Annotated in this window: 16 protein-coding genes; 5 read left to right on the top strand and 11 right to left on the bottom strand. The window is 32.2% G+C overall.

Annotation, left to right across the window (positions count from 1 at the left end; all coding sequences use genetic code 11):
- Positions 1-193 precede the first annotated feature (193 nt).
- The 5 genes from PYW44_RS06790 to PYW44_RS06770 form a co-directional block, all read right to left on the bottom strand.
- Positions 194-1,969 (bottom strand): ATP-binding protein, encoded by a 1,776-nt coding sequence (locus PYW44_RS06790; RefSeq protein WP_037539570.1) that lies wholly within the window; start codon positions 1,967-1,969, stop codon positions 194-196.
- On the bottom strand, positions 1,953-2,678 hold the full coding sequence (locus tag PYW44_RS06785) for a response regulator (protein WP_021339222.1): 726 nt from the start codon (positions 2,676-2,678) through the stop codon (positions 1,953-1,955). Before PYW44_RS06785 ends, PYW44_RS06790 begins: the two co-directional genes overlap by 17 nt.
- A 133-nt stretch (positions 2,679-2,811) precedes the next feature.
- On the bottom strand, positions 2,812-3,549 hold the full coding sequence (locus PYW44_RS06780; protein WP_115075994.1) for a pseudouridine synthase: 738 nt from the start codon (positions 3,547-3,549) through the stop codon (positions 2,812-2,814).
- Positions 3,542-4,084 carry an SMC-Scp complex subunit ScpB gene (gene scpB, locus PYW44_RS06775; RefSeq protein ID WP_031265982.1) on the bottom strand — a complete coding sequence of 181 codons (543 nt, stop codon included), beginning with the start codon at positions 4,082-4,084 and terminating at the stop codon, positions 3,542-3,544. Before scpB ends, PYW44_RS06780 begins: the two co-directional genes overlap by 8 nt.
- The gene (locus PYW44_RS06770; RefSeq protein ID WP_002507550.1) at positions 4,074-4,808 is read right to left on the bottom strand and encodes a segregation and condensation protein A; all 735 of its coding nucleotides are present in this window, start codon (positions 4,806-4,808) and stop codon (positions 4,074-4,076) included. The genes scpB and PYW44_RS06770 overlap by 11 nt, the downstream gene beginning before the upstream one ends.
- A 93-nt stretch (positions 4,809-4,901) precedes the next feature.
- Here PYW44_RS06770 and PYW44_RS06765 point away from each other — a divergent pair, with 93 nt between their 5' ends.
- Positions 4,902-5,408, top strand: a complete 507-nt coding sequence (locus tag PYW44_RS06765) for a DUF309 domain-containing protein (protein ID WP_021339223.1) — start codon at positions 4,902-4,904, stop codon at positions 5,406-5,408.
- A 93-nt stretch (positions 5,409-5,501) separates the two neighbouring features.
- Here the strand turns inward: PYW44_RS06765 and xerD are convergent, their stop codons facing one another.
- From xerD to PYW44_RS06750, 3 genes are all read right to left on the bottom strand, one after another.
- Complete coding sequence (gene xerD / locus PYW44_RS06760) at positions 5,502-6,389, bottom strand: site-specific tyrosine recombinase XerD (protein WP_002507548.1); 888 nt, start codon at positions 6,387-6,389, stop codon at positions 5,502-5,504.
- Between the two features lie 41 nt (positions 6,390-6,430).
- On the bottom strand, positions 6,431-6,877 hold the full coding sequence (fur, locus tag PYW44_RS06755) for a ferric iron uptake transcriptional regulator (protein WP_002507547.1): 447 nt from the start codon (positions 6,875-6,877) through the stop codon (positions 6,431-6,433).
- Positions 6,878-6,982: 105 nt separating this feature from the next.
- Positions 6,983-7,525, bottom strand: coding sequence for an NUDIX hydrolase (locus tag PYW44_RS06750; RefSeq protein ID WP_021339224.1), 543 nt, complete (start codon positions 7,523-7,525; stop codon positions 6,983-6,985).
- 219 nt (positions 7,526-7,744) lie between these two features.
- On the opposite strand from PYW44_RS06750, the gene PYW44_RS06745 reads away from it, so the two are divergent.
- The gene (locus PYW44_RS06745) at positions 7,745-8,659 is read left to right on the top strand and encodes an aldo/keto reductase (RefSeq protein WP_021339225.1); all 915 of its coding nucleotides are present in this window, start codon (positions 7,745-7,747) and stop codon (positions 8,657-8,659) included.
- Between the two features lie 138 nt (positions 8,660-8,797).
- Here the strand turns inward: PYW44_RS06745 and PYW44_RS06740 are convergent, their stop codons facing one another.
- Positions 8,798-9,556: an SDR family NAD(P)-dependent oxidoreductase gene (locus PYW44_RS06740; protein ID WP_115075993.1), complete on the bottom strand. Its 759-nt coding sequence runs from the start codon at positions 9,554-9,556 to the stop codon at positions 8,798-8,800.
- 142 nt (positions 9,557-9,698) lie between these two features.
- Here PYW44_RS06740 and proC point away from each other — a divergent pair, with 142 nt between their 5' ends.
- The gene (proC, locus tag PYW44_RS06735; protein ID WP_002507543.1) at positions 9,699-10,514 is read left to right on the top strand and encodes a pyrroline-5-carboxylate reductase; all 816 of its coding nucleotides are present in this window, start codon (positions 9,699-9,701) and stop codon (positions 10,512-10,514) included.
- Positions 10,515-10,797: 283 nt separating this feature from the next.
- Here proC and rnz read toward each other — a convergent pair whose 3' ends face one another.
- Positions 10,798-11,718, bottom strand: a complete 921-nt coding sequence (gene rnz, locus PYW44_RS06730; protein ID WP_002507542.1) for a ribonuclease Z — start codon at positions 11,716-11,718, stop codon at positions 10,798-10,800.
- Positions 11,719-11,868: 150 nt separating this feature from the next.
- On the opposite strand from rnz, the gene zwf reads away from it, so the two are divergent.
- Both zwf and PYW44_RS06720 read left to right on the top strand, forming a co-directional pair.
- Positions 11,869-13,353, top strand: coding sequence for a glucose-6-phosphate dehydrogenase (gene zwf / locus PYW44_RS06725; RefSeq protein WP_002507541.1), 1,485 nt, complete (start codon positions 11,869-11,871; stop codon positions 13,351-13,353).
- Positions 13,354-13,643: 290 nt separating this feature from the next.
- On the top strand, positions 13,644-14,516 hold the full coding sequence (locus PYW44_RS06720) for an AraC family transcriptional regulator (protein WP_002507540.1): 873 nt from the start codon (positions 13,644-13,646) through the stop codon (positions 14,514-14,516).
- A 78-nt stretch (positions 14,517-14,594) separates the two neighbouring features.
- Here the strand turns inward: PYW44_RS06720 and PYW44_RS06715 are convergent, their stop codons facing one another.
- Positions 14,595-16,244, bottom strand: a complete 1,650-nt coding sequence (locus PYW44_RS06715) for a glycoside hydrolase family 13 protein (RefSeq protein WP_021339227.1) — start codon at positions 16,242-16,244, stop codon at positions 14,595-14,597.

Genomic DNA, 16,244 nt, shown 5'->3' with positions numbered 1-16,244 from the left:
TATTACTCAGATAAAAACAATACTATTGCTCTAAATATGTTAAAAAGGAGTGAAAGCGACTGAATTATAGGAAATATACACTCTTTAGTAAGTTTGTAAGCATAATTGATAATAAAGACCGACGAAATAACAATAATGATTTCGTCGGTCTTTATATTATTGTTTAATTTAAACAGTAACACTCAAGTAAGTGCTATAACATCTCATTATCAGTTAACTTTGGTAATTTGATAATAAAGGTTGTTCCTTGACCTAGTTTACTTTTAACGTCAATACTGCCTCCATGTTCATCTACAATCATTCGACATATAAATAAACCTAGACCTGTACCTTGTTTACCACGTTTACGTGAAGAATCAACTTTATAAAAACGTTCGAACACTTGTTGTAGATGTTCTGGCGCAATACCAGAGCCCGTGTCAGTAATATATAATATATTTTCTGTTTCTGACTCTCCATAACTGATAGTGATGGCATCTCCTGTTTCGGTATACCTTGTTGCATTGTCTATCAAATTAGTTAATACTTGTTCAATTCGATCTAAATCATAATACCACAACTGTTCGTGCGTATTTGGATTTAAATTGATGCTTAAACCTAAACTTTCTGCATGACTATGGTATTTTTGTTGCATTTTATTTAGTAATGTATCAATAGGCTGAACAGATTTTTCTACTGATAGACCCTCAGCATCCATACGTGCAACACTGAGTAGCTCATTTACGAGTCGATTTAAGCGTTTAGTTTCATCTAGTACAATAGAAAGTGATTCATGTATCTCATCAGGCTCTGTGACGATTCCATCCACAATAGACTCAGTATACCCTTGTAATAATGAAATAGGCGTACGTAATTCATGTGAAACATTAGCAATAAAATCTTTTTTCATTTGATCTATGTTATGTTCGTTTGTCATATCACGAATAATAGCGACAATACCACTACGACCATCTGGCTGAATTTGATCAATATAACTCGTTATTATTACTAAATAACGTGTGTTTATTTCATATTCTTCAAATTGTGTTTGCTTGTTTTTGAAAGTACGTTCATTTTGTTTATCAAGCTTTTTCAGTTCATGTTCATCCAGTATTTGAAGTGTATTTTGAGCCATCTTATTAGAAATTATAATTTCTTTTTTATCATTGTATCCTAATACACCTTCAATCATAGAATTGATTAGGCTATCACGAATATTTTTAGAAGATGATAAGGCATCTATATGTTGTTGAATTTCTGAACTCATCGTATTAAACGTACGAGATAATTCACCAATTTCATCACGTGTATTGACAGGTACGACTTGCGCATAATCTCCTTTAGAAACTTTCAAGGCCTGTGTCCGTAAATTTCGTAACGGTTTTGTTATACGAGATGATAAGAAAAAGGCAAAAACGGTTGTAATAGCTAAGAAGATAATAGCTATAATTAAAATAATAACTGTAATTACGTTATTGGTTTCTTCAACAGTTTTTAAATCTTGATATATAAATACGCCACTGTAGTTATTATTTTGATTATTATCTTGTTCAGTCAAGTTTTTAGCAGGATAACCAATTAACACATAAGTTCGCTGTTGCCCATTGATTTTAACAGTAACATGTTCCGAAATTTGTTTTCCTTTATCAAACACTTGGTTATAATCTTTATTGTTTTTAATTTCTTTAAACATCTTGTCTTTAATTTTATCTTTATGTTGGCTCACCATATGCTTATCATTCATAATAATAAGTCCATCTGGATTTTCTATCAATTTACGACTGTATTCAATAGCTGTAGCTTTGTCATCAGCGCTTTCCACCAATTGACTGATACGCTGTGCATCTTTGAGTAATGAATCTTCAGTTTCTTGCGTAAAATAGGACTGAATAAATGTTATGAGTGCAGCACTTAGTAAAATTAAAACTGTCGTTACTATTAAAATAATAGTTAACCACAGTTTTATCACTACATTATTTAGCCGATTCATCATTGGACTTAACCTCGAATTTATAACCGACGCCCCAAACAGTTTGAATCATTTGAGCTGCCGCATCAGATACTCGATTTAACTTTTCTCTTAAACGTTTAACGTGAGTATCTACAGTACGCAAGTCACCGTAGAATTCATAATGCCATACTTCTTTTAGAAGTTGTTCACGATCAAAGACTTTGTTAGGTGTTTTAGCTAGAAATATTAACAGTTCGTATTCTTTTGGTGTTAAATTAACTTGGTTATTATCTGCTAATACTCTGTGTGCATCGTTATCAATGACAAGGTGGTCAAATTCAATTAAATCACGTGCATGTGGTTCACTTTGTTCTGTATGCGCTACTTGTGTACGTCTTAACAACGCTTTGACACGTAATACCACTTCACGAGGAGAAAATGGTTTCACGATATAATCGTCTGCACCAGATTCGAATCCTTCTACCCTATTTGTTTCCTCACCTTTAGCAGTCAACATAATAATTGGTGTTTCTTTGTGTTCTCTGAGACGTGAGGCTACAGTGATACCATCCATCTCTGGAAGCATGAGGTCTAATAAAATACATGAATAATCATGTTCCATCGCCATTTTATATGCTTCATTACCATCACTTGCTTCATATATCTCAAAAGATTCTCTTTCAAGGTATAATTTTAATAATCTTCTGATTCGATCTTCATCATCTACGATAAGTATTTCATTTGACATACGTATGTACCTCCCACACTGCTAACTTTCAATTTAATCACATTATATCATACGTTTAGCAGGAAAAGTGATTACGAAGGAAAAGATTGTGAAACCTTTCTCATAGTTTGAATCAAGCTAAACGTAATAACTATTATTTACCGTGTTCTGCAAGTTGACGCATCACTTTTACTTCATGAGGTGTTAAGACTCTGCCCTCACCTGCATTAAGCCCTTTAAGATTAAGTGGTCCAACTTCAATACGTTGTAATTTTGTAACTTCGTGACCAAAGTGTTCAAACATGCGACGGACTTGTCTATTGCGTCCTTCTGTAATTGTAATTTCAACAAGTGTTGAATTTTTATCTTTGTCTTGGTTTTTTACTTTTACAGTAGCTGGTTGTGTATGACCATCTTCCAGTTCAACACCATGTTCTAAAGCTTTAACTTCTTCACGCATTAAATAGCCTTTCAATTTAACGACATATTTTTTCTTAATTTTATAACTCGGATGTGTCATTAAATTAGTGAATTCGCCGTCGTTAGTTAATAAAAGTAAACCTGATGTATCATAGTCTAAACGACCCACTGGATAAATTCTTGTTTTAATTTGTTTAAAGTAATCTGTAACCACTTTTCTACCTCTATCATCAGATACACTAGTGATAACTTGTGCTGGTTTATAAAATAAAATATATAGTTTATCTTGTTGTTCCAATTTAATACCCTCAACTTCAATCGTATCAGAAGGTTTAATTTTCGTACCTAATTCTGTTACAACTGAGCCATTAACTAACACTTTGCCCTCTGTGATTAATGTTTCAGCTTTTCTACGTGAGGTGTGACCACTGTTTGCAATACGCTTTTGTAATCTTTCTGTCTCTTTATTCATTATTTTCTCCTTTTTGATTTACTAAATTACTGAAGAAAGCTTCTATTTCTTCATCTTCCTCATCAGTTGTTGGTAAATCATCTAAATGTTCAATGCCAAATACGTTTAAAAATAGTTCTGTAGTATAGAGTTGTTGACTTCTGGAATCCGCTTCGTCTTTAGCTTCTATTAATCCTCGAGCGATTAAAGTTTTAACAGCACCGTCAGAATTTATACCTCTAATCATCTCGATATCGCTTCGTGATAAAGGTTGATTGTAGGCAATAATAGACAATGATTCCATTGCTGCTTGAGATAATTTCATTTTTGATTTTTGTTCTATTAATTTTTCAATATAATTTGCTGCATCCTTTTTTGTTGTAAGTACATAAGTTTGACCAAAATGTTGAATTTCTAAGCCATCTGATATGTATTCAGAAACGAGTTGTGACAATTGTGTTTGGTCTATGTCTAAAATTTCGAGTAATTGTTTTTCATCTAAACCTTCGTCACCTGCTGTATAAAGTAATGCTTCTAGTATACCTTTATCGTTCAATGCCATAGTTTACACCTCTTATAATATTGATATCGTCGAAATTTTTGAGTTGTTCTATATTTACAATGCCTGATTTAGACATTTCAAGTATTGCTAGAAAATGTGTGACTACCATTTCAACAGGTTCTGTAAAATTAAACAAACTAAAAAAATTAAACGAATCATGTTGTTGTAAACGCGCATTAACTTGAGAAGTTGCTTGTTGAATCGTAAATGTTTCTTTACGGATATCTACAGTTTTTGGTGTATTGAATTCAACGCGATTTTTAACTTTTTGATAAGCGATGATTAAATCTGTTAAATCAATTGTGTTATTTGAATCCCAAGTTTCATTAGATTCTAGGTGTGTTAAATCAGTTGGATGCTTTGAAAAGTAAAAAGCACGCTCAGATTTTTTTTCGTTTAGAATCTCAGTATATTCTTTATAATTTTGATATTCAATTAATCGTCCCACTAGGTCTTCACGTGGATCCTCTTCTAATTCGTCGGATTCTTCTGTTTGAGGCAACAGCATTTTACTTTTAATCATAAGTAGTTCAGAGGCCATAACCAAATATTCACTAGCGACATTAATCTCTAATTGATTCATCGCATGTATATATTGCATATATTGTTCTGTTAATTCTTTCATGGGAATATCATAAATATCAATTTCAATTTTTTGAATGAGATGCAATAATAAATCTAAGGGACCATTAAAAGCATCTAGTTTTACTTCATACATAGTATCTACCTCATATAGCAAGTTATGTGCGTATTTCACTAAAATATTATAGCATGTTTAATGAAAACATTTAAATTTGGAGCGGTTTTAATTATGGAAAATGCATTGCAAGATTTTTATTATCAATTTCATACGGAACAACATTATTTTTTGTGTCACGACATTTTAGAAGAAGCTTGGAAAGAGAATCCGCAATTCAGTAAAGATGATGCGATTGTAAGTTTGATTTTGTTAGCAACCGGTTGCTATCATTATCGTAGACATAACAATGTTGGCGCGTTACGTTCTTTTAAAAAAGCATTAAGTGTTATAGAACAAAGTGAACAATCCATTGATTTAGGTATCTATACAGATGAATATATAAAAATTATTTTAGAATTAATTCAGTCTGTGGCTAATGCTAAGCAATTTGTGCCTATTCAATTACCAATAACCAAAGAAATGGAACAGGATATTTTAAAAAAATACCCTAATTTTGTCAAAATGCCACATGTGATAGAAGATAGTTATATTGTAAATCATCATTTAGAAAGAGATCGTTCAGAAGTTGACAAAGCGCGACAACAGGCACTTGATATACGCCATGCAAACAAAGAATAAATTTAAGTCAAATGAATAAAACAAGTCCTATTAAAATGATGGCGCAAACAAAAAAACACAAGCTAGCTATTCAACGAATAAACTGGTTTGTGTTTATGCACGTGGATGAAATTCATTATACATTTTGCGGATTTGTGATTTTGAAACATGTGTGTAAAGTTGTGTTGTCGAAATATCAGAATGACCTAACATTTCTTGTACAGCACGTAAATCAGCACCATTTTCAAGTAAATGTGTAGCAAACGAATGTCTTAATGTATGTGGTGTCAACGTTTTATTGATATTCGCTTTCACACCATTTTGTTTAATCATTTTCCAAATAGCTTGTCTTGATAAAGGTTTACCATGCATATTTAAAAACAATACATTTGTCACAGTACGCTTCAATAATTGAGGGCGCGTTGTATCTAAATATGTATTTAAATATTCTATAACTGCATCACCTAATGGGATAATGCGTTCTTTGTTCCCTTTACCAAATACTTTGACGAAGCCCATGATTAAATTGATATCTTCAAGTTCTATGTGTATAAGTTCAGAAACGCGCATGCCTGTAGCATATAATAATTCTAACATTGTACGATCTCTATAACCGTTAATTTTTGATAAGTTCGGAGTCTCTAGCAAAGCAAGTACTTCATCTATTTCTAAGACATCCGGTAATTTCCTATCATATTTTGGTGTTTCAATTAATACAGTTGGATCTTTTGCAGCATATTTCTCTCGTAATGCGAATTGATGAAAACTTCGTACTGTAGATATGAAACGTGCCAATGATTTTGCTGAAGCACCCTCGTCGTGTAAATAACCAAGACATTGGTTAATTAATTGTCTATCTACAAAATCTATATGTCCTATTTTTTGTTCTTCTAAAAATGTGGCATATTTTTTTAAATCTCTTCTATATGCGCCAATTGTATTCGAACTCAACCCTTTTTCTAGTTGGATAAATCTCAAATATTCCTCAATTATAGTATCCAATGGTACCACCTCTATTTATTAAATAGTGTATGATGTTGAGCTTATTTGCCTAGAGCTTGACAATCTGAGCATACACCATGGAATGTTAAGCGATGGTCTGAAATTCTAAAGTTAAAATCTTGCTCTACTTTTTCTTCCACTTGAGGCAATAAATCTTCTTCGATTTCCTCTACTTTACCGCATTCCATACAAACAAGATGATGGTGGAAATGTTTAGCGCCTTCTTTACGTAAATCAAAACGGGCAACACCATCACCAAAATTAATTTTATCCACAACTTTTAATTCTGCTAATAATTCTAGCGTCCGATAGACAGTCGCAAGTCCTATTTCAGGTGCTTTATCTTTAACTTTTAAATAAACGTCTTCAGCGCTTAAATGATCTTTCTCATTTTCAATTAAAACTCTTAAAGTTGCTTCGCGCTGCGGAGTTAATTTATAAGATGATTGTTGTAATTGTTGCTTCACGCGATTTAATCGTTCTTCCACGGAAGCCTCACTCCCCTACTAATAATTATAATCATTTCAATTTACATAATGATTTATATATATAAAATACCAATAATTGATAAAATACGCAAGTTTGTAGGCGAGTTATTTATAATGATTATAATTAAGTAATAGATATTGTAAAGCAATAATCGTTTTAGCATCTTCGATTTCTTTGTTTTGGAGCATGATTGTTATTTCTTCAATATTATATGTTTCGATTTCAATAAATTCATCATCATCTAAATTCATTTCACCTATTTTAAGGTCTTTGGCAAGATAAATAGAAATCTTTTCATTAGAGAAACCAGGAGAACCATACATTTCAGTAATCAATTCCAAATTTTCAGCAATATAGCCCGTTTCTTCTTCTAATTCTCTTTTGGCAGCCGATTCTCTTTCTTCATTAATTTCTAATTTACCAGCTGGTATTTCTAATAATGTTTTTTCAGCAGGTTTGCGATACTGTCTGACGAGAATAACTTGATTATCTGGATTTATTGCACATACTGCAACTGCCCCATTATGGTAGACCAATTCACGTTTTGACGTTTGTCCATCGGGTAATTCTATATCATGGACTTCTAAATCAATAATTGCGCCTTTGTAAATGGACTCTTTATGTAATGTTTTCTCGAATAGATTCATTATAATCACGTTCCTTTTATTTGAATTAGGTTATTGTTAAGATTAACACGATAGTGTTTCAGGCGATAGCGAAAGCGATAAAAGCGATATTTATAGAAATCTAAGTGCTAATATTTCATTTCTATCTAAAGTTTTTGCGCAATGTAATAAAGTAATTCATAACGACTTACTTTATTACATCTATGCCCTATCATTAAGTGTATCGAAAGGAGAAACGACATGCAAAAAAACATTTTAAAAAGTGGTATCGAAATCTCAGAATTAGGTTTAGGTTGTATGAGTTTAGGCACTGATTATAAAAAAGCAGAACCAATTATAGAACGTGCGATTGAACAAGGCATCACATATTTTGATACGGCTGATATTTATGATAAAGGTGTAAACGAAGATATTGTTGGAAAAGCCTTGAAAAAATATCAAAATAGAGATGATATTGTGATTGGCACAAAAGTGGGTAATCATTTAGCTGATGATGGTACTACATTTTGGGATCCTTCTAAAAACTATATCAAAGATGCTGTGAAGGACTCATTACAAAGATTAGGATTAGATCACTTAGATTTATATCAATTACATGGTGGCACAATCGACGATCCACTAGATGAAACAATTAGTGCATTTGATGAATTGAAAAAAGAAGGTATTGTGCGTGCGTATGGCATATCGTCAATTCGACCTAATGTGATCGATTATTATTTAAAACACAGCGATATCGAAACTTTAATGTCTCAATTTAACTTAATTGATAATAGACCAGAAGTATTATTAGATGATGTGCATGCTAAAAAGGTTAAAGTACTTGCGCGTGGTCCTATTTTCAAAGGATTGTTAACTACTAATAGTAATCAAGCGTTAGATTCAAAATTTGCAGAAGGTATATTTGATTACACTTACCAAGAGTTAGGTGAAACGATAGCTTCTATTAAAGAAATCGAAAATAATTTAACTGGTTTAACATTTAACTATCTTACGTCACATGATGCTCTAGGATCTATTATTATGGGAGCTAGCAGTGTTGATCAATTAGATGAAAATGTGAAGAATTACGAATTATCAAAAGAAATAAGTTTAGAAAAATTAAAAGCTGCACGTAATCGTGTTAAGAATTTGGAATATACACAACATTTAAAATAATAAATCACAACACTAAAAAGAGTTAGTTTGATGCTTGTGAAAGTAGATGTCATGTTCTTCATCTATTATCGTTAAAGTACAGCTAACTCTTTTTATATTGCCATTTAAGTTCATAATAGATAAATAGAATAGTAGTAATTAAGCTTTATTTTTAAACAACATAGTGAAATGTTTTTCGATAAAGCGTGGTGCAAGTTGATACAGTTTTAACATAAAATGCATCCATTTAGGTTCGTTAATTTCTGTTTTGTTCGTGAGCATCCCTTTTACGACTTGCTGAGCCAATTTATCTGAATCTAGCATGATACTTTTATATTTTTGTGCAAATGCTAAAGATGGATCTGCCTTTTCATGAAATGGTGTAGCAATGGGACCAGTATTTACAGTTAAGACATGATAGTTGGGCTTTTCAATGCGAAGTGCATTCAAGACTTGGTTAAAAGCTGCTTTACTTGCCCCGTAATGTGCAGCATAAGCTTGTGTTAAAATAGCAGACTGGCTGCCAATACCAACGATAGATGGATGAGTGCTTAGAAATGGTTGTATTGCAGTCATAAGTATATTGAAGTTCATTATATTTAAAGTATACGTTTCTAACATTTCATCAATACTATGTTGTTCTATTGATTTAAAATAACCTAACCCAGATGAATAAATTAAACCATCGATTGATTGGTCTTGAAGATGATGCTTAAGCTTTAGAATTTGAGCTTGTGATTGTAAGTCGCATTGTATGATTGATAAATGTTCTGTACCATATTGCGCAATAATATCATCTAATTTTTGTGGATTACGTACGATTACTGTCACAAACACTCTTTTTTTTAATAGTATTTTTAATATTGCTTTACCTAAACCACTCGTTCCTCCAGTTAAAATATAATGTTTGCCAATCATAATTATCCCTACCCTTTGTCAATGTACAGTTAGTATAATTGAAATGGCTATGGTATGTCATGTATATAATATAAATATTAGTTATATTATAAATCTATGTTAGTATAGAAACATAAAAACTAAGAGGAAGTGAAATATTCACATGAAACTAGTATTTTATGGTGCTGGTAACATGGCTCATGCCATTTTTACAGGTATCGTTAATTCAAAAGTGATTGATTCTAACAATATTTATTTAACAAATCGTTCTAACGAAGTTGCACTTAAAGATTATGCAGAAAAATTAGGTGTGAATTATAGTTATGATGATGAAGCATTATTAAAAGATGCTGATTATGTATTTTTAGGTACAAAACCTTATGATTTTGATGTATTATCTGAGCGTATTAGACCTAATGTAACAGAAAATAATAAATTCATTTCTATTATGGCTGGTTTACCAATAAGCTATATTCGCGAAAAAATTGGTGCTGATAATCCAATTGCTCGTATTATGCCAAATACAAATGCGCATGTAGGTCATTCTGTAACAGGTATTAGTTTTTCTAATAATTTTGGACCAAAATCTAAAGAAGAAGTTGATGATTTAATCAATGCATTTGGTTCAGCAATAGAAGTTTCTGAAGATAACTTGCATCAAGTTACTGCGATTACAGGAAGCGGTCCAGCCTTTTTATATCACGTATTCGAACAATATGTTACTGCGGGCACGCAACTAGGTTTAGAGAAATCTCAAGTCGAAGAATCTATCCGTAATTTAATTATAGGGACAAGTAAAATGATTGAACGATCTGAATTGAGTATGGAACAATTGAGAAAAAATATAACTTCTAAAGGTGGTACTACCCAAGCAGGCTTAAATGCGTTATCAGAACATGATATTGAAGGTGTGTTCGAAGATTGTTTACGCGCTGCTGTTAATAGAAGTATTGAATTATCAAGTCAAGATGACGATTAGTTAAATTAAAGTATAAATACAAGTGCTATTTTAACTCATTTATAAATATAAAATAATAACACTAATTCATTGTATGTTGCATATGAATTAGTGTTATTTTAATTTCGTAATATTTCATCACTTTATTTTACAACTAAACTCGTGGAAAGTGTGCACAAAGCATGGAGTAACATAATGTCAATATATATTAAAGGCACTGTTGATATCTTGAAAGCGCAAGTTCCTAAATTAAGAACTTGCGCTTTCGTTATATATCTATATTACTATTTTAAATTAGCTGTAATTAAAATGACCATGAATCAAAATCGTTAACAAACATGAATGGTGGTGTTGTGTCTCGTGATTTTAATGACTGACTGATCGTTTCTACTTCTTCTTTTGTATAGCGATTACTTATGTGTGTAATTAAACTATATTCAACTTGAGCTTCATCAATTAAATCAAATACATCGTCAATATGACTGTGGTGATAATTGTTTGCTAACATTTTATCTCCTTCTATATAAGTACTTTCATGTACCATTACTGTTGCATCTTGAGCAATTAACAACTCATTTTTACAAGGCATCGTGTCGCCAAATATAGCGATAACAGGACCTTTAACAGCATCGCCTTTAAATTGATTAGAATCATAAATTAATCCATTATGTTCAAAAGTTTCATTAATTTTAATATCTTGATACTTAGGTCCCGGTTCCAAACCAATATCCTTTAAGGCTTGAACATCAATTTTCCCCGGGGTATAAGGCGCTTCAATTCTGTAGCCATAAGATGTAATCCCATGATTTAATAGATGCGCGTTCACATTAAAACCGTTGTGATGGTAGTTTAATTGTTCTTCAATTTCTATGTATGTGATTGGATAATTTAATCTGGATTCAGATAGTTGTAAGGCCGTCTCTATAAATTGTTGAATACCCTTTGGTCCAACTACAGTGAGTGGCTTACCTTCTCCACCCTGAAATGAACGACTCGTTAGTAGTCCGGGCAAACCAAATATATGATCCCCGTGCATATGTGTAATAAAAATATGATCAACTTTACCCAATTTGATTGAATGATGCAGTATTTGATGTTGAGTCCCTTCACCCACATCAAATAACCAAACATTATTTGAGTATGGTTCTAAATTTAATGCAATTGCTTGGGTGTTTCTTTCTTTGGTTGGTAGACCTGCACTCGTGCCAAAAAATGTGATTTCCATGCATATGCCTCCTCTTCTTGTTCACATTTTATCACACAAAAGAATAAAAAATATATTAAAATTAAATACTTCCGAGCAAAATTGTAGGAACAATACTGAATATTGGTCTATAATAAATAGAGATTTATAAAAAGAATTGAGGTTTTGATCTTGAATACTAGAAACAAAGATATTCCATGCTTAATAACAATTTTTGGAGCAACTGGTGATCTTAGTCACAGAAAATTATTTCCATCATTATTCCATTTGTATCAACAAGAAAACTTAAATGAACAAGTTGCAATCATTGGGATAGGTAGAAGAGACTTAACAAACGATGATTTCCGTAGTCAAGTGAAATCATCAATTCAAGAACATGTTAAAGATACAAAACATCTTGATAAATTTATGGAACATGTGTTTTATCATAAACATGATGTCAGTGATGAAGCAAGTTATCAATCATTACTAGAAGTGAGTAATAAATTAGATACTGAGTTCCAACTTCAAGGTAATAGATTATTCTACCTTGCTATGGCTCCTAATTTCTTTGGTGTGATTTCTGATTATTTGAAATCATCTGGATTAACCGATACTACTGGTTTCAAACGTTTAGTTATCGAAAAACCATTCGGCACAGATTTAGAGTCAGCAGAGCAACTTAATGAACAATTACGTCGTTCTTTTAAAGAAGAAGAAATTTATCGTATTGACCATTACTTAGGTAAAGACATGGTACAAAATATAGAAGTACTTCGTTTCGCAAATGCGATGTTCGAACCTTTATGGAATAATAAGTACATTTCTAACATTCAAGTAACATCTTCAGAAGTATTAGGTGTTGAAGATAGGGGTGGTTACTATGAATCAAGTGGTGCTTTAAAAGATATGGTTCAAAACCATATGTTACAAATGGTTGCATTATTAGCAATGGAAGCACCAATTAGTTTACACAGTGAAGATATACGAGCTGAGAAAGTTAAAGCGCTCAAATCATTGCGTAAATTAGAATCAGAAGAAGTTCGTCAAAACTTTGTTCGCGGTCAATATGACGAAGGTACAATTGATGGTCAAAAAGTAAAACGTTACAGAGATGAAGAACGTGTTGCTGAAGATTCCACAACCCCTACTTTCGTTTCAGGTAAATTGACTGTCGATAACTTTAGATGGGCTGGCGTGCCATTTTATATTAGAACAGGTAAACGAATGAAGAGTAAAACGATTCAAGTCGTTGTAGAGTTTAAAGAAGTTCCTATGAATTTATATTATGAAACAGATAAAAAATTAGATTCAAATTTACTTGTCATCAACATCCAACCTAATGAAGGTGTATCATTACATTTAAATGCGAAGAAAAATGTTCAGGGGATTGAAACAGAACCTGTTCAATTATCTTATGCAATGAGTGCACAAGATAAAATGAATACTGTCGATGCGTATGAGAATTTATTATTTGATTGTCTAAATGGTGATGCTACTAACTTTACCCATTGGGAAGAGTTAAAATCTACTTGGAAATTTGTAGATGCAATACAAGAAGAATGGAACCAAAATGAACCTGAATTCCCGAACTATGAAGCGGGATCAAACGGTCCATTAGAAAGTGAATTACTCTTAAGTAGAGATGGTTTCCATTGGTGGGACGATATTCATTAAGATGTTTATCTTTCTATAACATAAGGCAACAGCACAAGTGTAAAACATCACTTGTGTTGTTGCTTTTTTCTTAACCTTTTTTTGTGTTATGATTTAATCTATTGAGTAAATTACATAAATTTTACAACTTTACTTATTTACATTTTACTCTATTCAATATTTTTGAGATGTAAGTATAAGTGAAATGATGTAGAATATAATTAATTAGGTAAACAATGCTAACGTTTTCCAACAATAAATTTAAAAGCAATGATGACGAATGAGTCATTTGAAAATTAGGAGTGAAAGTTTTGGACGTTATCAAGCAAATACAACAGGCAATTGTTTTTATAGAAGATCATTTGCTAGAGCCTTTTCATTTGCAAGAACTCAGTGATTACGTTGGTCTTTCACCTTATCATCTTGATCAATCATTTAAAATGATTGTTGGTCAGTCTCCAAGTGAATATGCGAGGTCACGTAGAATGACTTTAGCAGCAAAAGAGATTATTAGTGGTTCAAGTCGTTTAGTGGATGTAGCTAAAAAATACAATTATAGTGATACAAACGCCTTCGCCAATGATTTCAGTGATTTTCATGGGGTGTCACCCATCCAAGTTAATACCAAACGCGAAGAACTTAAAATGCAACCAAGACTTTATATAAAACTGACAACAACAGAAACTGCACCTTATAATTACAGATTAGAAGATACGCAAGGCTTGTCATTAGTAGGTTACAATCAATTTTTAGATGCAGATGAATTAGAAAATCCATATAAAGTGCCTGATTTTTTAGAAGATTTATTAGTCGATGGAAAAATAAAAGAGCTTGAACGTTATAATGATGTAAGTCCACATGAGTTATTCGTAGTTAACTGTCCACTAGATCAAGGCATGGAAATATTTGTGGGTGTACCAAGTGAAAGATACCCTGCTCACTTAGAAAGCCGTTTCCTACCTGAAAGACAATATGCTAAATTTAACTTACAAGGTGATTTAGACTATGTCATTAACGAAGCTTGGTATTACATCGAAACAAGTCTTCAAATGACCTTGCCATATGAGCATAACAGCTTGTATGTGGAAGTTTATCCCTTGGAATTATCTTTTGATGATGCTGTGACTAAAGTTCAGCTATGGATGCCTGTAGATCAAGAACAATATCATGACAACGAACTATAAAAACCTCTGACATAATTTGAATTCAAAATAATTCAAATATCGTTAGAGGTTTTTTGTAGACTTAAATATAATAATTTTTTATAAAGCTATTACAAAAGCTTCAAATGGACGTAATGCATTTAAATTTAATTTGTTGTCTTTGTAATTATGCAATTCAATATTATTTTCATTTATCGTTTCATTGAATTCCAATGTGGCAGACTTATCAGTTAAGTTTCCTACTACAAGTACACGTTTCCCATCTAATTCTCTAATATAAGCAAATACATGTTCATTTTCAGCATCTATCAGATTGAACGTACCATACGTAAAAATATCATGTGATTTTTTCAGTTGTATAAGAGATTTGTAAAAATTCAATATTGAATTTGAATCCTGTTGCTGTGATGATACATTAATTTCAGTGTAATTAGGGTTAACTGGGAACCAAGGTTCATGTTCAGAAAAACCACCGTTTATACCGTTAGACCATTGCATTGGTGTACGAGAATTATCTCTATTTTCCATTTTATGCTTGTTTAATAGTTCGGTTAAATCGCCACCTTGAGCCTTAACAATATTATATTCATTCACGACTGCAACATCGTTAAATGTTTCCACACTTTCAAATGGATAATTTGTCATACCGATTTCTTGTCCTTGATATATGAATGGTGTGCCTTGCTGTAAGAAATATACAACCGCATGACTTGTAGCTGACTCATACCAAAATCTTTCATCATCACCCCATGTAGATACACGTCTAGGTTGATCATGATTTTCTATAAACAATGCATTCCAGCCTATATCTTCAAGTTTTTTTTGCCATCTATTTAACACATCTTTATATGCTTTAACATCAAATTTAATATCCCCCGTATTCCATAAACCTAAGTGTTCAAATTGGAAAATCATATTAAACTTACCTTTGTCTTCACCGACCCATTCATCAGCATTATCAGGATTCACACCATTTGCTTCACCTACTGTCATAATATCATAATGACTTAAGGATTCATCCTTCATTTCTTGTAACCAATCATGTATGCCAGGTTGGTTCATATCTACGTCAAACGCGGGTGCATATGTTTTGCCTTCAGGAACTGGTAAATCCCCAGCTTCGAATGTTTTCTTAATATGGGTAATTGCATCCACTCTGAAGCCATCAATCCCTTTTTCAAACCACCAGTTCATCATGTTAAAAACAGCTGCTTTAACGTCTTTATTCTCCCAATTTAAATCAGGTTGTTTTTTACTAAATAAATGGAAATAGTATTGACCAGTTGTTTTATCATATTCCCATGTAGAACCATTAAATATACTTTCCCAATTATTAGGTTCAGATCCATCAGCTTTTGGATCCTTCCAGATATACCAGTCTCGTTTTGGATTATCTTTACTAGATTTAGATTCTATAAACCATGGATGTTCATCCGATGTATGGTTGACTACTAAATCTAGAATGAGTTTCATACCGCGTTGGTGTACACCATCTAACAATTGATCGAAATCTTCCATCGTTCCGAATTCATCCATGATATCTTGATAATCACTAATATCATAACCATTATCATCATTTGGTGATTTATACATCGGACTTAACCAGATGATATCGATACCTAAATCTTGTATATAATCTAGTTTTTCAATAACCCCTTGTAAATCACCAATCCCATCGTTATTTGAATCGTTAAAGCTTCTAGGATAAACTTGATAAGCTACTGCCTCTTTCCACCACTGTTTATTCAT

This window comes from Staphylococcus equorum (assembly GCF_029024965.1).
In the GTDB taxonomy this organism is placed as follows: Bacteria; Bacillota; Bacilli; order Staphylococcales; family Staphylococcaceae; genus Staphylococcus; species Staphylococcus equorum.
Note: the sequence above shows the minus strand (reverse complement) of the source record. Positions and strands in the feature narration are given on the sequence as shown.